Here is a 17,204-nt window from a genome sequence, read left to right on the forward strand (position 1 = left end):
CGTAGAGCGGGAGGAATCGCTTCCGCTGGGGATTAGGGCCTTTGTCAAAGGCCCTTGGGCAAGGGGCTCTTGGTCAGGGGCTCTTGGTCAGTGGCCCTTGATGAGGGGGCTCCTGTCCGCCCAAGTCGAGGCGGAACGGCGGGTACTGGTCGGTCATCAGGGCGGCGTACGCGGTCACCCGGGCGCACCAGCGGGCGAGGCCGAGCAGGAAGTCGAAGAGGTGCCGCGGATAGCGGGCGGTGAACAGCAGGACGACCACCGCGACCAGCGAGAGGAACGGCACCAGCCCACTGCCCCGCCAGCCGTCCCTGTCGCCCCAGCTCCAGCCCCAGCCACCGCCCACGAACATCGCGACGACGATGTACTGCGGGATGGCCAGCAGCCACCACTTCACCAGCACCAGTCCGCGCGAGAGCCGCTCGGGATAGGCGACGTCGAAGCGGGCCGGATAGTCGGGCACATCGGAGAGGGTGAACGGCGGGTATCGGTCGGTGCCGAGCGCCGTGTGGGCGTAGTAGCTGACCCGCCAGTTCCACCGCAGCACGCCGACGTTGAAGTCGAAGAGGGACCGGGGGTAGCGGGCGGTGAACAGGATGGCGAAGAACGCGACGACGCTCACGAGGACGAACGCGATCCACAGGAAGCACAACACGATGTAGTGCGGGAGGGCGAGCAGCCACTTCACCAGCCACAGCCATCGGGACAACCGGGCGTCGACGGACGCCTCCAGACGTACGGGCGACGCGGTGACAGGAATCATGAGGCTGAACTCCCTTCGCCTGCAGACTCGCAGGCGAGGAGGAGCCCCGCGAGCTGGGCTGGGCCGTTCGCGTCCGGGGCCGTTTCGCGTCCGCGACCGTTACGACGGGACGGGGGCGGCGCTGTCCGGCTCGTCGGTGTCGTCCGGTTCCTGCGGCGGATCGCCGAGCTGTTCGCGCACGTAGTTCCAGACCACCGCGATCAGCGCGGCGACGGGGACGGCCAGCAGACTGCCCACGATGCCGGCCAGACTGCCGCCCAGCGTCACCGCCAGCAGCACCACGGCCGCGTGCAGGCCGAGCCCACGGCTCTGGATCATGGGCTGGAACACGTTGCCCTCGAGCTGCTGCACCACGACGATGATGGCCAGCACGATCAGCGCGTCCGTCAGGCCGTTGGAGACGAGCGCGATCAGGACCGCGACGAAACCGGCGAACAGGGCGCCGATGATCGGCACGAACGCGGAGACGAAGGTCAGCACCGCCAGCGGGAGCACCAGCGGTACGCCCAGGATCCACAGGCCCAGTCCGATCAGCACGGCGTCGAGCAGGCCGACGGCCGCCTGGGACCGTACGAAGGAACCCAGCGTGTTCCAGCCGCGCTCGAACACGGTCGGGAGGTCGGTGGCGAGCCGGCCGGGCAGCTGACGGGAGAGCCACGGCAGGAACCGCGGGCCGTCCTTGAGGAAGAAGAACATCAGGAAGAGGGCGAGGACGGTGGTGACCAAGCCGTTCACCACGGTGCTCACGCCTGTGACGACAGCGCCGACCATGCTGCCGAGGCCCTCCTGCGCGCGGGCGACCGCGGTGTCGAACGCCTTGTTGATCTGGGCGTCACCGATGTTCAACGGCGGCCCGGCGGCCCACTCGCGCAGCCTCTGGATGCCCTCGACCACGCCGTCGGTCAGCTGACCTGACTGGGACGCCACCGGCACGGCGATCAGCGCCACGACACCCACGGCGACCAGCAGGAACAGCACGGTCACGACCGACGCGGCGAGCGCGGGCGGCCACCCGCGACGACGCAGGAAACGGGCCATGGGCCAGGTCAGCGTGGTCAGCAGCAACCCGACGACGAGCGGCCAGACAACCGACCACATCCGGCCCAGCAGCCACAGAGCCACCGCCAGCATGGCCAACACCAGCAACAGCTCTGCGGAGACGCGTGCCGATATCCGGAGCGCGTCACGGGTCTTCGTGGAACTCAAGGGCGCAGTCACGCCAGGCACCTTATTGCCCCGGCGCACCAGGAGTTCCAGTGGTTCCGCGGTTTTCCAACTTGTCAGAGGCCGGCGGGGTGGCTGGAGAGCCAGGCTGCATGCCGGTCGCGAAGCTCGTCCCGCTCGGTGGGCGTGGCGAGGATGACGTCGGCGCCGCCGTCGTACGGATGGTGGATGCGTCGAAGTCCCGTGTCGGTGATGAACACCTCGACGAGCGCCTCGCCGGCGACGGCGCGCAGCAGGTCGTCAACGCAGCCGTGTCGCCACCGGCGCCGAACGGCGTAGAGGCGCGTGTGGATGCGGAACTCCGGGTCCGGGTCGTCGTCATCCGTCTCGGTCCACCAGCGAAGGCCACGGGGGTGCAGTTCCGATCGTGGTGTCGGGTAGCCGGCCGGACCGGTCGGTGTGTACGACCAGTCCATGGTCACGACGAACACTTCCTGGCCCGTGAACAGTTCGTCGAGGACCGTGTTGTAACGCTCCAGCACGATCGCGTACTCGTCTTCGGACTCCGCGTAGCGCTTCGAGCCGGGGAGGCTGTGGAAACGCACCCAGTGGTCCGCGTACGTACTGCGGAAGGTATGCGCGATGGGCGGGCCCGACGGTCGTCGTTCCCGCCACAGCGCAGCGAGCAGCTCGGGCGTGACGCCGACGCTCACCCCTCGGCCTTCGCCACGCCGATCGGGCAGGACACGCCCGTACCGCCGATGCCGCAGTAACCCGCCGGGTTCTTGTCCAGGTACTGCTGGTGGTAGCCCTCCGCCGGGTAGAACGGGCGGCCCTCCGCCGGGACGATCTCCGTGGTGATCTCGCCGTAGCCGGAAGAGGTGAGGACCTTCTGGTAGGACTCGCGGGAGGACTTGGCGGTGGCCGCCTGCTCGGGGGTGTGGGTGTAGATCGCCGAGCGGTACTGCGTGCCGGCGTCGTTGCCCTGGCGGAAGCCCTGCGTGGGGTCGTGGGACTCCCAGAACGTCTTCAGGAGGCGCTCGTACGAGATCAGCTTCGGGTCGTAGACCACGCGGACGACCTCCGTGTGGCCGGTCAGGCCCGAGCAGACCTCCTCGTACGTGGGGTTCTCCGTGTAACCGCCCTGGTAGCCGACCAGAGTCGTCCACACCCCTGCCGGGAGCTGCCAGAACTTGCGCTCGGCGCCCCAGAAGCAGCCCAGGCCGAAGTCGGCGCTCTCCAGGCCCTCGGGGTACGGGCCGAGCAGCGGGTTGCCGAGGACGGTGTGTCGGTCGGGGACCGTGAACGCCGGCTCCGGGCGGCCGGGCAGCGCCTGCTCGGGGGTCGGCAGCTGGGGCGTACGGCTGTGCAGGAACATGCGGTCTCCAATCGGCGCGACACCCACGCGGGGCGACGCCACGTTCAACGTGCGGATGCCGACGGGAATTCCGGCCGGGGCCGCGCCTCGGGGCGGCCCCGGCCGGAATTCGGTGTCTCGGGCGGTTGGGGCCCGCGTTTCGGGTGGCCGGAGCTCGTGCCTTGTGCGGTGGGGGCCGGAGTTTCGGGTGGTCGGGGCCCGTGCCTTGTGCGGTGGGGGCCGGTGTTTCGGGTGGTCGGGGTTGGTGTTTCGGGAGGTCCGGCCAGGGTCGCGGGGATGCCCGGGCCAGCGCTTCGCCCGGCGGGAATCGGTGTCTCGGGCGGCCGAGGCTCGCGTTTCGCCCGGTCGGGAGTCGGTGTCTCGGGCGGCGTGAGCCTGCGCCTCACGCGGTGGTGGCCGGTGTCTCGGGCGGCCCGAGTCGGCGTCGGGGCGGCAGGAGTTGGCGTCCGGGCGGCGCGAGTCGGCGTCCCGGGCTGCCGCAGTGGGCGTCTGATCGGCCGGAGTCGGCGTCGGGCCGGCGCGAGTCGGCGTCTCGGTGCACCCGAGCTGGCATCCCGGCGGCCGGAGTCGCGTCGCGGGCGACCGGACCGACTCTCGGTGCTGCCGTGCCCGCGTCCCCGTGCGCCCCAGCCCGCGTCCCCGTGCGCCCGAGTCCGCGTCTCAGTGCGGCAGGCTCGCCGGGTTGCCGCCGTTCGCCTCGTAGCCTGCCACCGCCAGTGCCCGGTACACGGCGAACTCCGCCGCCGGGTCGGCGGACAGGGTCCAGGGCAGGGCGCCGACGTGGCCGTCGATGTGCACCAGCTGGTTCATGGCCTCCGCCCAGCGCTCGCTGCGGACCAGGAAGAAGACCAGCATGTGCCGCACGTGCGCCAGCATCGGGTCGTCGGGGCGGGCCGAGTGCACCGAGTGCAGCGCGCCGTGGACCGCCTTCGTGACGACCTCGGTCTGCCAGAAGCTGCTGACCAGGGTCACCTCGGGGAGGTGCTCGAACACCGCGAACAGGGGCATGGCCGCAAGCAGGGAGCCCTTGGGCGCGCGGGCGGCCGCGGCCTCCGCGAACTCGTACGCCAGCTCACGCGAGCCGTGCCACTTTTCGCACCAGTAGTGCAGCGCGGCCAGGTGCGCTCCCATGTGGGCCGGGGCGCGGTCCAGGATCTTCAGCCAGACCTGCTCGAAGTCCTTCTGGGAGTAGCCCAGCCCGCGGGCCACCGACAGCTCGACGATGTACGGGATCGGGTCGCCGGGGGCCAGCAGCGCCGCCTCGCCGCACGCCGCCTTCGCCTCCTCCATGATGATCCGGAACTCGTCCGTCCCGGGCGTCGCCGTCCGCCACGCCTGCTGCACCAGGAACTCGGCGTGCACCGCGGCCCCGCCCGCGTCCTTGGGCGCCTCGGTCCGCCACACCCGCAGCCACTGCCCGCCCGGCGCCTCGCTCACCCCGCCGGGCCGCTGGGAGAGCTCCAGCGAGGCAGCGCCCGCGAAGGCCTGCACGCGCTGCCAGCGCCGCTCGCCCTCCGTCTCCGTCCCGGCGAGGAGCTGCTGCGCCGCGCGGTAGTCCTGCGTGCGCTGCACCACGTCCAGGACGTCCAGCAGGTCCTGGTCGGGGCCGGGCATGCGGATGTCCAGCTCCTCCTCGCGGACGAAGCCGTAGTTCGCCGGGTCCGCGGCGTCCGGGTGGTCCGGCGAGACCAGCCCGATCGCGCCCCCGCGCCTGCGCCGCAGGAAGGGAAGCAGCACGAAGCCCAGCATGACCAGTGCGATCAGGACCCAGAGAATCTCCATGCGACAAGCGAACCAGACCGCGCCGACAATTGGCCAACCTGATCCGCGAACCTGTGGAAAACCCGGCCGAGCGGCACCCGCCGCCGTGCCCGTCGCCCTGTGGAAACCCCGGCTCCGTGGCCCGTGTGGCCTCGTCCCCCGGCACTCAGCGCGTCGGCGCACTACCCTCGGTGCCCATGAGCGACAGGCATATCAGTCAGCACTTCGAGACGCTCGCGATCCACGCGGGCAACACCGCCGACCCCCTGACGGGCGCGGTCGTCCCGCCGATCTACCAGGTGTCGACCTACAAGCAGGACGGCGTCGGCGGCCTGCGCGGCGGCTATGAGTACAGCCGCAGCGCCAACCCGACCAGGACCGCGCTGGAGGAGAACCTCGCCGCCCTGGAGGGCGGCCGCCGCGGTCTCGCGTTCGCGTCCGGGCTGGCGGCCGAGGACTGCCTGCTGCGCACGCTGCTCAGCCCCGGCGACCACGTGGTCATCCCCAACGACGCCTACGGCGGCACGTTCCGCCTGTTCGCCAAGGTCGTCGCCCGCTGGGGCGTGGAGTGGTCGGTCGCCGACACGAGCGACCCGGCCGCCGTACGGGCCGCCATCACCCCGAAGACCAAGGCCGTCTGGGTGGAGACCCCCTCCAACCCGCTCCTCGGCATCACGGACATCGCCGCCGTCGCTCAGATCACCCGGGACGCGGGCGCCCGCCTCGTCGTCGACAACACCTTCGCCACGCCCTACCTCCAGCAGCCGCTCTCGCTCGGAGCGGACGTCGTCGTGCACTCGCTGACCAAGTACATGGGCGGCCACTCGGACGTCGTCGGCGGCGCACTGATCACCGGCGACGCCGAGCTGGGCGAGGAACTGGCCTTCCACCAGAACGCGATGGGCGCGGTCGCCGGGCCCTTCGACTCCTGGCTGGTGCTGCGCGGCACCAAGACGCTCGCGGTGCGCATGGACCGGCACAGCGAGAACGCCGCCAAGGTCGCCGACATGCTCACCCGGCACGCGCGCGTGACAAGCGTCCTGTACCCGGGCCTGCCGGAGCACCCCGGTCACGAGGTCGCCGCCAAGCAGATGAAGTCGTTCGGCGGCATGGTCTCCTTCCGCGTGGCGGGCGGCGAGGAGGCGGCCGTCGAGATCTGCAACCGCGCCAAGGTGTTCACGCTGGGCGAGTCCCTGGGCGGCGTCGAGTCGCTGATCGAGCACCCCGGCCGGATGACGCACGCCTCCGCGGCCGGCTCGCTCCTGGAGGTGCCCGGCGACCTGGTGCGGCTGTCCGTCGGCATCGAGAACGCCGACGATCTGCTGGAAGACCTCCAGCAGGCGCTCGGCTAGGTCGCCCCCGGCGGGGTCACCAGCCGGTGAGGGGTGGAGTCGTGTCCGACGGCGGCTCCACCCACGGGCGGGCCGTCAGAGCCCACACCGTGAATCCCACGGCCGCCGCGAACATCAGCAGCCACAGCAGGCGCCGCGCGACCGTCCTGCGCCGCAGCATCCGGCCGCCCCGGCGCACCGCCTCCGCCTGGATCTCGGCCGGCACGGACCGCGACGACCCCTGCTCCAGCAGCCGCCGAACGGCCGCCTCACGGTCGTTCCCGACAGGGCTCCGGCCGACAGGGCTCTGGTCCGGCGGTCTCATGACGCCGCCTTCGCGGCCGTCACTGCCGGTGCCTGGCCCCGTGAGCGGTGCAGCAGGGTCGTCGTCGCCCGGTGGCAGATGGCCCGTACGCGCTCCGTGGACAGGCCGAGCAGGGCCGCCGTCTGCTCCTCGGCGACGCCTTCGTAGAGCCTGAGCACCAGGATCAGCCGCTCCTGCGGGGTGAGCGGGGCCAGGGGACTCGCCGGGTGCGGTCGGGAGCGGCCGAGACCGCCGTGGTGGTGCCACGCGCCGCGCGCGAAGCGGGTGGCCAGGTACTGCCGCGTGCGGTCGTACGGATCCTCGCCGCGCAGCCGGTCCCAGCACGCGTACGTGTGCGCCAGCGACAGGGTCAGCAGGCGTCGCGCGCGGGGGTTGTCGTCCGGGGCCTCCGCGGTGAGCAGGGTCGCGGCGTGCAGCAGCCGCCCGGCCGCGCCCGCGACGAACGCCTCGAACTCCCGGGCTCGACGCGCCGCCTGGGACGCATGCCGTTGTCGCACCGCGCCTCCCGCCGGACGGCGACCCTGAGGATGCGGGCCCGGCCGGGTACGGGCGCGACGGCCGCGCACGACGGGGACCCGGTCTCATATCAGGCCAGGGACGGCCCCGCGGTCAAGAGCCGCGCACCGGCTCGGAACGGCGGATGACCCGGCCGGCGCGGGCGGCCCCGTGACCAAGTGCCCCCCGGGCCCGGCCGGCCACTGCCCACGTGTGCCTCGCCCCTGTACCCGCCACGCGCGCGTGCCGCGCACGCGTCGTACGGCGCCCCCGGAGAGCGAACGGCGCTCACAAGCCGCGTCGTACGGCGCTCAGGACGGCGACTCCGCCTCCGGCCCCGGTACCCCCGACGCCGCCATGCGGGCGGACAGCGCGCTGTTGAAGCGCGTGAGGAGCGAGCAGAACGCCTCGCGCTCCGCCGGCTCCCAGTCCTCGGTCAGCTCGGCCATCAACTGCCGCCGCGACGAGCGCACTTCCTCCAGTCGCGCCTGCCCGCGCGGGGACAGCTGGAGCACCACCGCCCGCCCGTCCTCGGGGTGCGACGTGCGCTTGACCAGGCCGGTGTCGACGAGCGGAGCCACCTGCCGGGTGACCGTCGAGGAGTCGATCCCCATGCTCGCGGCGAGCGCCTTGACGCCCATCGGGCCTTCCTTGTCGAGACGGTTGAGCAGCAGGTACGCGGCGCGGTCCATGGAGTTGCGCACCTGCCCGACCCCGCCGAGCCGGGTCTGTTCGGCACGGCGGGCGAACACCGCCACCTCGTGCTGGAGGGTGTCGAGAAGACCGGTGTCACCGACGGTCGTCATGTCCATCGACATTTCAGGTGTTGTGGGCATGGCCGGGGGCTCACTTCGTGGAGGGCTGGCTGATTGGGGGACAGGGTACGCGGCCGGGGCGCGGGTCGTACCGGCGCTGCGCAAAGCGGGTCTCGGAGGTTGGTCACAACGGCCGTTCCCGCCCGTGAACTGCGATGCTGGAGTCATGAGCTACAGCACGGCTGACTCCTTGCGGCCCGTCACCCTCGACGACGTGCGCGGCGCCCAGAAGATGCTCTCGGGCGTGGCGCGGGTGACCGCGATGGAGGGCAGCAGGCACCTGTCCCAGCTGGTCGGCGCGCCGGTGCATCTCAAGTGCGAGAACCTCCAGCGGACCGGCTCGTTCAAGCTGCGCGGCGCCTACGTCCGGATCGCGGGTCTGCTGCCCGAGCAGCGCGCCGCCGGTGTCGTCGCAGCGAGCGCCGGCAACCACGCGCAGGGCGTCGCCCTGGCGTCCGCGCTGCTCGGCGTGCGCTCCACGGTGTTCATGCCCAAGGGCGCCCCGCTGCCCAAGGTCAGCGCCACCCGTGACTACGGGGCCGAGGTGCGGCTGCACGGCCAGGTGGTCGACGAGACGCTGACCGCCGCGCAGGAGTACGCGGCCGAGACGGGCGCGGTGTTCATCCACCCCTTCGACCACCCCGACATCATCGCGGGCCAGGGCACGGTCGGCCTGGAGATCCTGGAGCAGTGCCCGGAGGCACGCACGATCGTCGTCGGCATCGGCGGTGGCGGGCTGGCCGCCGGGATCGCGGTGGCGGTGAAGGCGCTGCGGCCGGATCTGCGGATCGTGGGTGTCCAGGCGGAGGGCGCGGCGGCCTATCCCCCCTCGCTGGCGGCGGGCCGGCCCGTCACGGTCGAGAACCCGGCGACGATGGCCGACGGCATCAAGGTCGGGCGGCCCGGCGACGTGCCGTTCGGGATCATCGGCGATCTGGTCGACGAGGTGCGCACGGTCAGCGAGGACGAGCTGTCCGCCGCGCTGCTGCTGTGCCTGGAGCGGGCCAAGCTGGTCGTGGAGCCGGCCGGGGCGAGCCCGGTCGCGGCGCTGCTGAGCCGGCCCGGCTCCTTCGAGGGCCCGGTCGTCGCGGTGCTGTCCGGCGGCAACGTCGACCCGGTGCTGATGCAGCGGGTGCTGCGGCACGGCATGGCCGCGCAGGGCCGCTACCTGGCCGTCCGGCTGCGGCTGACGGACCGGCCCGGCGCTCTGGCCACACTCCTGGGCGTGTTGTCAGTGGTCGACGCTAACGTCCTCGATGTGAGCCACGTACGAACCGACCCGCGGCTCGGGCTCACGGAGGCGGAGGTCGAGCTGCACCTGGAGACGAAGGGCCCGGCGCACTGCGCCGAGGTGGGCCAGGCACTGCGCGAGGCGGGCTACACGGTCATGGGCTGACCGCCTCCGGAGCCGGGTTCAAGATCCTTTCGTCGCATGAAGCACAACGGGAAAACTTCGTTGTGAGACGCGATACATCGCGTTATGGTGTGTTCGTGCGAAGCGTGATTCACCTGTCCGGCGATCCCCGAAGACGTGGAGACTCATATGCCAGGCGCCATCTATGCCGAAGGTCTGGTCAAGACCTTCGGTGACGTAAGGGCCTTGGACGGCGTCGACCTCGACGTGCCCGAGGGCACGGTCCTCGGCCTGCTCGGGCCGAACGGCGCGGGCAAGACGACCACCGTCCGCTGCCTGACCACCCTGCTGCGCCCCGACAGCGGACGGGCGGTCGTCGCGGGCATCGACGTGCTCAAACAGCCCGATGCCGTCCGCCGCTCCATCGGCCTGTCCGGCCAGTTCGCGGCCGTCGACGAGTACCTGACCGGCCGCGAGAACCTGCAGATGGTCGGCCAGCTCTACCAGATGAAGGCCAAGGCGGCGAAGGAGCGCGCGGCCGAGCTGCTGGAGCAGTTCCACCTCACGGACGCGGCCGACCGTCCCACCAAGACCTACTCCGGGGGCATGCGCCGCCGGCTCGACCTCGCCGCGGCCCTCGTCGTCTCGCCGCCCGTGATGTTCATGGACGAGCCGACGACCGGCCTCGACCCCCGCAACCGCCAGCAGCTGTGGGAGGTCATCAAGCACCTGGTCTCCGGCGGCACGACGCTGCTGCTGACCACGCAGTACCTGGAAGAGGCCGACCACCTGGCGCACGACATCGCGGTGGTCGACCACGGCCGGGTCATCGCCAAGGGCACCTCCGACCAGCTCAAGGCCCGCACCGGCGGCGAGCGCGTCGAGGTCGTGGTGCACGAGCGCGAGCACATCCTGGCCGCCGCCGAGGTGCTCGCCGGCTTCGGCAAGGGCGACACCACGGTCGAGGAGCACATGCGCAAGCTCACCGCGCCCGTGACCGGCGGCGCCAAGCTCCTCGCCGAGGTCATCCGCGAACTGGACACCCGGGGCATCGAGATCGACGACATCGGCCTGCGCCGGCCGACCCTCGACGACGTCTTCCTGTCACTGACGGGACACGTGGCCGAGGCGAAGAACGAGGAGACCGACGAGGAGGCCGCGAAGTGAGCGCCGTCACCGACACCGTGCGGGTCGCGCCGGCCGCGAACCCGGTCAGCCAGTCCATCCGCGACTCGATGGTCGTCGCGAAACGCAACCTGATCCGCATGTCCCGGATCCCGGAGATGATCATCTACGGGCTGATCCAGCCGATCATGTTCGTGGTGCTGTTCACCTACGTTTTCGGCGGCTCCATGCAGATCGGCAGCAGCACCAGCGCCGTCGACTACAAGAACTTCCTGATGGCGGGCATCTTCGCGCAGACCGTCACGTTCGCCACCGCCAGCTCCGGCGCCGGTATCGCCGACGACATGCACAAGGGCCTCATCGACCGCTTCCGCTCCCTGCCCATGGCACGCGGCGCTGTCCTCACCGGGCGCACCCTCGCCGACTCCGTGCAGACGGCCCTCACCCTGGTCGTCCTCGCGGTGGTCGCCCTCCTGGTCGGCTGGCGCGTCGGGTCGGACGGCGACACCAACCTCGGCAAGGTGCTCGGGGCCTTCGGCCTGCTGCTCCTGCTCGGCTACGCGTTCACCTGGATCGGCGCCCTGATCGGCATGTCCGTCCGGACCCCGGAGGCGGCCACCTCCAGCGGGCTGATCTGGCTCTTCCCGGTCACGTTCATCTCGAACGCGTTCGTGGACACCAGCCACATGACCCCGTGGCTGCGCCATATCGCCGAGTGGAACCCCTTCAGCGCCACGGTCCAGGCCTGCCGCGTGCTGTTCGCCAACCCGGGCCAGTCGCAGTCGGACGCCTGGCCCATGCAGCACCCCGTGTGGGCCTCGCTGATCTACTCGATCCTGATCCTGGTCGTCTTCCGGACGCTGGCGGTGCGCAAGTACCGCTCCGCGACGGCATGACATTGCCCCCGGCGCCGCGAGGCTGCCGGGGGCAGGTCAAGACGTCGGCTGTATCAGCCCTCGTACGGCTCGGCCTTGAGGATCTTCACCGAGGCCTTCCTTCCGTTCGGCAGCTCGTACTGCGCGTCCTCGCCGACCTTGTGGCCGATCACGCCGGTGCCCAGCGGGGACTGCGGGGAGTACGTCTCGATGTCGGCGCTCGCGTACTCGCGTGAGGCGAGCAGGAACGTCAGCGTGTCGTCCTCGTCACCGTCGAACGCGATCGTGACGACCATGCCGGGCGCCACGGCGCCGTCCGCCGCGGGGGCCTCACCGACCTTGGCGTTCTCGAGGAGCTGGGTGAGCTGGCGCACACGGAGTTCCTGCTTGCCCTGCTCCTCCTTGGCTGCGTGGTACCCGCCGTTCTCACGCAGGTCGCCCTCCTCGCGCGCGGCAGCGATCTTCGCGGAGATCTCCGCCCGCGCGGGACCAGTAAGGTACTCAAGCTCAGCCTTGAGCTTGTTGTACGCCTCCTGGGTCAGCCAGGTGACGTTCTCGCTGGTCTGGGTCACAGGTGCTCCTCGTAGGTACTGGGAATACAAAGCATCGCCCTACCCAGAAGCATGTTCCTTCACGGATGGGCGAAACCACGAGCCTAACAATTCAGGAGCGGAAGGGGGAGGACATAAGCCACCAGTTTCACGTCAGCGCAGGTCAGGCGCAACGTATTGCAGGTGACTCCGGCAGGGTCTCAGCCGGTGTGGCAGCCCAGCAGCTCGGCCGTCGTCCCCGGGGAGGTCGTACGGAGCGTGACGACCTTGTCGATGCGGGTGGCGTCCCCGTCGAAGCGGAAATCGGCCCGGCCGACCTCGGCACCGTTCTCGGCCTGCGAGCGCACGGTGCAGTAGCCGTCGGTGCCGGCGTCCTTGCGGACCTCCAGGTGCACCTGCACGGAATCCTTGCCGGGCTCGAAGCTGATCACCTCGGCGCTGATCTCGCTCTGGGCGACGTAGTGGTAGCCGAACCAGCCGACGAGCCCCAGCAGCGCCACCGCGAGGACGGCGCCGACGACCTTGAGCGTGCGGTCGGCGCGCTCGTCCGAGGAACGGCCGTAACGTCCCTCGGGCGGTCGCGTGCTCGCCGTGCTCATGATCGTCCTCCAGACAGGGCCGGGACGAACGTCCCGTAAGGGGGCCCGGGACCCGGTCCCGGAATTATTCGCCCCCCGATTCGGTCACTATAGAAGCCGCTGATTGCGCCGACGCACACAGGGCGCCGACTTACTGAGGATTGAGTCTTGACTGACCAGTTGCGACTGATGGCCGTTCATGCCCACCCCGACGACGAGTCGAGCAAGGGCGCGGCGACCATGGCGAAGTACGTGTCCGAGGGGGTGGACGTGCTGGTCGTGACCTGCACGGGCGGGGAACGCGGCTCCATCCTCAATCCGAAGCTCCAGGGGGACAAGTACGTCGAGGAGCACATCCACGAGGTACGCAAGAAGGAGATGGACGAGGCCCGGGAGATCCTGGGCGTCAAGCAGGAGTGGCTCGGCTTCGTCGACTCGGGCCTGCCCGAGGGCGACCCGCTGCCGCCGCTGCCGGAGGGCTGCTTCGCCCTGGAGGACGTCGACCACGCGGCCGGTGAGCTGGTGCGGAAGATCCGCGCCTTCCGTCCCCAGGTGATCACCACCTACGACGAGAACGGCGGCTATCCGCACCCCGACCACATCATGACCCACAAGATCTCGATGGTGGCGTTCGAGGGGGCGGCGGACACCGAGAAGTACCCGGAGGCCGAGTACGGCCCCGCGTACCAGCCGCAGAAGCTCTACTACAACCAGGGCTTCAACCGCCCGCGCACCGAGGCGCTGCACCAGGCGATGCTCGACCGCGGCCTGGAGTCGCCCTACGGGGACTGGCTCAAGCGCTGGGAGGAGTTCGGCATGAAGCAGCGCACGCTCACCACGCACGTCCCCTGCGCCGACTTCTACGAGATCCGCGACAAGGCGCTGATCGCGCACGCCACGCAGATCGACCCGGACGGCGGCTGGTTCAAGGTGCCGATGGACATCCAGAGGGAGGTCTGGCCGACGGAGGAGTACGAGCTGGCGAAGTCCCTCGTCGATACCTCCCTCCCCGAGGACGACCTCTTCGCGGGCGTCCGCGACAATGCCTGACATGAGCGCAAGCGCAAGCCTGGCAATGACGCATCTCGTCTCCTTCGCCAAGGAGGTCGACGAGGACAAGGTCACCCCCGGCGTCCTCGGCTTCATCGTCTTCGCGGCGATGGCCCTGGCGGTATGGGCCCTGATGAAGTCCATGAGCCGGCACATGAACAGGGTCGACTTCACCCAGGTCCCGGACCCCAAGGCCGAGCAGGCCGAGCAGGCGGAGTCGGAGCCCGCGGACGCGGAGGCCTCCGGCCAGGCCAAGCAGCAGGGCTGACGCCCCCTCCCGGGGCGACCGTCTCTCCCCGGGGGACCCGTCGGCGGCCGTTCGCCGCCGACGGGTGTCGCGTGCCCTACGTCTTCGACTCCACCGCCACCCCCATCACCTCCCGCGCATGCCGGTTGGGGACCATGCCCAGGCGCCAGGCCTGCCAGCCCGCCTCCAGGGTCACGCCCCGTTCCAGCAGCAGGGCGTACGCGTCGAGGTAGTCGTCCAGCTTCTGGTCGCGCAGCGGATGGCTCGCGCGGGACAGCTGCGCCAGTTCCTCCTGGGCCACGGCCGTGCCGACCTCCATGCCGCCGGGGGCCGCGTACGGCAGCAGCGTGCAGCGCAGGAAGCGGGCCCAGTCCTCGCCCCGGCGGTCGCCGTACGACGTGAAGAGGTCCGCCGCCTCGTCGCACAGCGTCAGCGCCTGCTGGGTGCGGGCGTTGCCCGCGTCCACGACCGCCAGTTCCAGGCAGGTCCACGCCTCGCCGTGGGCGACGCCGATGCGCTGGAAGTCGGCTCGGGCGTCGACCAGGAGCTGGCGGGCGAAGCCCGAGTTGCGCAGCGAGCCCGTCTGGGCCGCGCGCTGGTCGCGGGTGACGCGCGCCGAGTGGTGGCGGGCGCAGGCCAGGCCGTAGACGTCCCGCATGCGGGAGAACATCGTGCGGGAGCGTTCCAGTTCGCGGACCGCCTGGTCCAGGTTGCCCGTCTCCTCCAGGGCCTGGCCCAGGTAGTACAGCGTCCACGCCTCGCCGCGGGCGTCCTCGTTCTCGCGGTGCCGGGCGGCGGCCCCGCGCAGTTCCTCCACGGCCGGGGACGCGTCACCGGCGACCAGCCGGGCGCGGGCCAGCTGGGTCAGGGCCCAGGCCTCGCCGCGGGCGTCGCGGGTGCGGCCGTACAGCTCCAGGGCCGCGCGCAGCTCTGACTCGGCGCGCGGGACGTCGCCCATGCGCAGGCCGAGCTGGCCGAGCTGGAAGTGGGCCCACGCCTGGCCGTGCACGGACTCGCCGGCGCGGTGCAGCACCAGCGACTCGGTGAGCAGCTCCAGCGCCTCGGCCAGCCGGGCGCGGTCCCGCTCCACCGCCGCCAGGGCGTGCATCGTCCAGGCCCGGTCCGTCGCCAGCTCGGGGGAGGACTGCAGGGCCAGGGCCTCGCGGAGCTTCGCCGACGCCTCCGTCAGATTGCCCTGGTGGTGCAGGGTGATGCCGAGGGAGCACAGGGCGCGGGCGGCACCGGCGTCGTGATGGGCCTCCCGGTAGAGGTCCACGACCGAGGTCAGGGTGGTGCGGGCCTTGTCCAGTTCGCCCAGCTGCCGGGCCGCGATGCCGGTGCGCCACTGCACCGAGCGGACCAGCAGGCCCTGGTCCACCGCCTGGGCCAGCTCGCTGATCTCGCCCAGGCGGTAGAGGTCGCCGCGCAGCAGGCAGTAGTCGCACAGGGCGCCCAGGAGGTTCAGGACCGCCGCCTGGTTCACGCCCTCGGCGTGCCGCAGCGCCGCCGTGATGAAGCTCGACTCGTCGTCCAGCCAGCGCAGCGCCTCGTCGAGGGAGGGGAAGCCGTACGGGTTGAAGCGGTTCGTGCGGGTCGACATGTTGCCGTCGACCATGCGCAGCACCGAGTCGGCCAGCTCGGCGTAGTTCACGATCAGCCGTTCCTGGGCCGCCGTGCGCTCGGCCGGTTCCTCCTCGTCGAGGAGCCGGGCCTGGGCGAAGGCGCGGACCAGGTCGTGCAGCCGGTAGCGGTCGCCCCGGACGTGGTCGATCAGGCCCGCGCGGGTCAGGGCCTGGAGATGGCGTTTCGCCTCCGCCTCGTCGGTGGCCAGCAGCGCGGCGGCCGCGGCGGCGCCCAGCGAGGCCCGGCCGGCCAGGGCCAGGCGGCGCAGCAGCCGCCGTACGGGCTCCGGCTGGTCGGTGTAGCGCAGCCACAGGGCGCGTTCGACCGGCTCGACCGGGCCGTACGCGCCGAGGTCCGTGGCCAGCGCGCGCGGGGAGCGCGGGCCGAGGCACGAGCCGGCGATGCGCAGTGCCAGGGGCAGCCCGCCGCACAGCTCCCGGACCCGGTCGGCGGACTCGGCGTCGTACGGCCCGGAGCGGTCCTGCGCCGCCGCGCCCAGCAGTTCCTCCGCACCGGCAGCGTCCAGCGGCTCCACCGCCAGCCGATGCACCCGCGCGGGCAGGCCGCCCAGCTCCAGCGGGCCCCGCGCGGTCACCAGCACCAGGCTGTCGGACCGCTCCGGGACCAGGGCCCGGACCTGCTCGGCGTCCGAGGCGTCGTCCAGGACGACCGTGACCGGCAGGCCGGTCAGATGCTGGTGGTACAGCTCGCTCAGCCGCTTGACCTGCTGGTCGGGGGAGGAGCGCTCGCGGAACAGCAGTTGCTCGCGGGGCGCTCCCAGCCGGTTGAGCAGGTGCAGCAGGGCGTCGCGGGTGGACAGCGGGGACTCGCCCGGGCTGTCGGAGCGCAGGTCGACGACGCAGGCGCCGCGGAAGTAGTCCTTCAGATCGTGCGTGGCGTGCACCGCGAGGGTCGTACGGCCGCTGCCGGGCGTGCCGTGAAGGACGACCACCGTCGGCTGGGTCTGAGTGCTCGCCCGGGCCGCCTGCACCCACTGCCGGATCTGCGCCAGCTCGTGCCGCCGCCCCGCGAACGGCTGAGCCGGTTCCGGGAGCTGCGCGAAGGACTGCTCCAGCACGTTGCGCCCGCGCGCCGCCGCGCTCTTGTCGGCGCCCCGCAGCCGCGGCCCCGTCTGCTTCGGCCCCGTGGAGGCGGCGAGCACCCGCTGCTGGTCCAGGAACGGCCGGATACCCCGCACCTCCAGTGCCGTCAGCCACTGCAGCCGCAGCTGTTCGGGCCCGCCCGGCTGGCTCACGGCCCCGGCCCGGTGGTGTGCGGCGGGCAGATGCGAGCCGACGACCTTCACGACGGTCGCCGCGGCGCCCACGACACCCACGGTCACGCCCGCGCCCAGCGCCGTCCCGGTACTCGTGCCGAGGGCCATGTCGGCGACGACGGCCGCGACCGCCGCGACCCCGGCCACCAGCAGCGGTGTCCCGGCGCCCTCCCGGGCGTAGCGCTGCCCGAAGGTGAGCTGTCCGGCCGCCGCCTCGTCCAGGGCGCGCGTGTAGGCCTCGTACTCCTCGGCCGCGCTCTGCGCCATCGCGTCGAGCGCCCCGCGCGCCCGCGCGAGCAGCACCTTCCCGTCGGTGCGCCCGCCCGTGCGGCGTACCTCCTCCTCCACGGCCCGTGCCAACAGCCGCTCGGCATCCGCCCGATGACTGTCCCGCATGTCACGTCCCCCTCCGGCGGCAACGGCGTGCTCGCTAGTCACCTCGGTCGTTCCCTCGGTCGTTTTCCTGGTCAAGTGTGCTGCCGACGGCGCATCGGGG

17 protein-coding genes are annotated in these 17,204 nt (G+C 71.6%); 6 read left to right on the forward strand and 11 right to left on the reverse strand.

Going from position 1 to position 17,204, the window contains the following annotated elements:
* Nucleotides 1-73: 73 nt before the first annotated feature.
* From ACIBNA_RS01605 to ACIBNA_RS01625, 5 genes are all read right to left on the reverse strand, one after another.
* Complete coding sequence (locus tag ACIBNA_RS01605) at nucleotides 74-760, reverse strand: DUF4389 domain-containing protein (protein ID WP_399163265.1); 687 nt, start codon at nucleotides 758-760, stop codon at nucleotides 74-76.
* Nucleotides 761-859: 99 nt separating this feature from the next.
* On the reverse strand, nucleotides 860-1,966 hold the full coding sequence (locus ACIBNA_RS01610; protein ID WP_399163489.1) for an AI-2E family transporter: 1,107 nt from the start codon (nucleotides 1,964-1,966) through the stop codon (nucleotides 860-862).
* Between the two features lie 74 nt (nucleotides 1,967-2,040).
* Nucleotides 2,041-2,637, reverse strand: coding sequence for a hypothetical protein (locus tag ACIBNA_RS01615; RefSeq protein WP_399163266.1), 597 nt, complete (start codon nucleotides 2,635-2,637; stop codon nucleotides 2,041-2,043).
* Nucleotides 2,634-3,302 carry a peptide-methionine (S)-S-oxide reductase MsrA gene (gene msrA / locus ACIBNA_RS01620; RefSeq protein ID WP_399163267.1) on the reverse strand — a complete coding sequence of 223 codons (669 nt, stop codon included), beginning with the start codon at nucleotides 3,300-3,302 and terminating at the stop codon, nucleotides 2,634-2,636. The genes ACIBNA_RS01615 and msrA overlap by 4 nt, the downstream gene beginning before the upstream one ends.
* A 660-nt stretch (nucleotides 3,303-3,962) precedes the next feature.
* On the reverse strand, nucleotides 3,963-5,084 hold the full coding sequence (locus ACIBNA_RS01625) for a hypothetical protein (RefSeq protein WP_399163268.1): 1,122 nt from the start codon (nucleotides 5,082-5,084) through the stop codon (nucleotides 3,963-3,965).
* Between the two features lie 176 nt (nucleotides 5,085-5,260).
* Here ACIBNA_RS01625 and ACIBNA_RS01630 point away from each other — a divergent pair, with 176 nt between their 5' ends.
* Nucleotides 5,261-6,415 carry a cystathionine gamma-synthase gene (locus tag ACIBNA_RS01630; RefSeq protein WP_274818866.1) on the forward strand — a complete coding sequence of 385 codons (1,155 nt, stop codon included), beginning with the start codon at nucleotides 5,261-5,263 and terminating at the stop codon, nucleotides 6,413-6,415.
* Nucleotides 6,416-6,431: 16 nt separating this feature from the next.
* On the opposite strand, the gene ACIBNA_RS01635 is transcribed toward ACIBNA_RS01630, so the two are convergent.
* From ACIBNA_RS01635 to ACIBNA_RS01645, 3 genes are all read right to left on the reverse strand, one after another.
* Entirely contained in the window at nucleotides 6,432-6,719 is a 288-nt protein-coding gene (locus ACIBNA_RS01635) for a hypothetical protein (RefSeq protein ID WP_399163269.1), read from the reverse strand.
* Complete coding sequence (locus tag ACIBNA_RS01640) at nucleotides 6,716-7,216, reverse strand: sigma factor-like helix-turn-helix DNA-binding protein (protein WP_399163270.1); 501 nt, start codon at nucleotides 7,214-7,216, stop codon at nucleotides 6,716-6,718. The genes ACIBNA_RS01635 and ACIBNA_RS01640 overlap by 4 nt, the downstream gene beginning before the upstream one ends.
* Nucleotides 7,217-7,525: 309 nt before the next feature.
* Nucleotides 7,526-8,032, reverse strand: coding sequence for a MarR family winged helix-turn-helix transcriptional regulator (locus tag ACIBNA_RS01645; RefSeq protein ID WP_399163490.1), 507 nt, complete (start codon nucleotides 8,030-8,032; stop codon nucleotides 7,526-7,528).
* A 163-nt stretch (nucleotides 8,033-8,195) separates the two neighbouring features.
* On the opposite strand from ACIBNA_RS01645, the gene ilvA reads away from it, so the two are divergent.
* The 3 genes from ilvA to ACIBNA_RS01660 all read left to right on the forward strand — a co-directional run bounded on the left by ilvA (nucleotide 8,196) and on the right by ACIBNA_RS01660 (nucleotide 11,404).
* Nucleotides 8,196-9,425, forward strand: coding sequence for a threonine ammonia-lyase (gene ilvA / locus ACIBNA_RS01650; RefSeq protein WP_399163271.1), 1,230 nt, complete (start codon nucleotides 8,196-8,198; stop codon nucleotides 9,423-9,425).
* 147 nt (nucleotides 9,426-9,572) lie between these two features.
* Nucleotides 9,573-10,550 (forward strand): ATP-binding cassette domain-containing protein, encoded by a 978-nt coding sequence (locus tag ACIBNA_RS01655; protein ID WP_399163272.1) that lies wholly within the window; start codon nucleotides 9,573-9,575, stop codon nucleotides 10,548-10,550.
* On the forward strand, nucleotides 10,547-11,404 hold the full coding sequence (locus ACIBNA_RS01660) for an ABC transporter permease (RefSeq protein ID WP_274818874.1): 858 nt from the start codon (nucleotides 10,547-10,549) through the stop codon (nucleotides 11,402-11,404). The genes ACIBNA_RS01655 and ACIBNA_RS01660 overlap by 4 nt, the downstream gene beginning before the upstream one ends.
* Before the next feature lie 53 nt (nucleotides 11,405-11,457).
* Here ACIBNA_RS01660 and greA read toward each other — a convergent pair whose 3' ends face one another.
* Nucleotides 11,458-11,955 carry a transcription elongation factor GreA gene (gene greA / locus ACIBNA_RS01665; RefSeq protein WP_399163273.1) on the reverse strand — a complete coding sequence of 166 codons (498 nt, stop codon included), beginning with the start codon at nucleotides 11,953-11,955 and terminating at the stop codon, nucleotides 11,458-11,460.
* A gap of 179 nt (nucleotides 11,956-12,134) precedes the next feature.
* Nucleotides 12,135-12,533 (reverse strand): DUF4307 domain-containing protein, encoded by a 399-nt coding sequence (locus ACIBNA_RS01670; RefSeq protein ID WP_399163274.1) that lies wholly within the window; start codon nucleotides 12,531-12,533, stop codon nucleotides 12,135-12,137.
* Between the two features lie 147 nt (nucleotides 12,534-12,680).
* Between ACIBNA_RS01670 and mca the strand changes: the two genes are divergently transcribed.
* Nucleotides 12,681-13,562 (forward strand): mycothiol conjugate amidase Mca, encoded by an 882-nt coding sequence (mca, locus tag ACIBNA_RS01675; RefSeq protein ID WP_059414258.1) that lies wholly within the window; start codon nucleotides 12,681-12,683, stop codon nucleotides 13,560-13,562.
* Nucleotides 13,555-13,830, forward strand: a complete 276-nt coding sequence (locus ACIBNA_RS01680) for a hypothetical protein (protein WP_399163275.1) — start codon at nucleotides 13,555-13,557, stop codon at nucleotides 13,828-13,830. Before mca ends, ACIBNA_RS01680 begins: the two co-directional genes overlap by 8 nt.
* 76 nt (nucleotides 13,831-13,906) lie before the next feature.
* Here ACIBNA_RS01680 and ACIBNA_RS01685 read toward each other — a convergent pair whose 3' ends face one another.
* On the reverse strand, nucleotides 13,907-17,104 hold the full coding sequence (locus ACIBNA_RS01685; protein ID WP_399163276.1) for a tetratricopeptide repeat protein: 3,198 nt from the start codon (nucleotides 17,102-17,104) through the stop codon (nucleotides 13,907-13,909).
* Between the last annotated feature and the right edge of the window lie 100 nt (nucleotides 17,105-17,204).

This window comes from Streptomyces sp. NPDC050164, from assembly GCF_044459945.1.
Lineage (GTDB): Bacteria > Actinomycetota > Actinomycetes > Streptomycetales > Streptomycetaceae > Streptomyces > Streptomyces coeruleorubidus_A.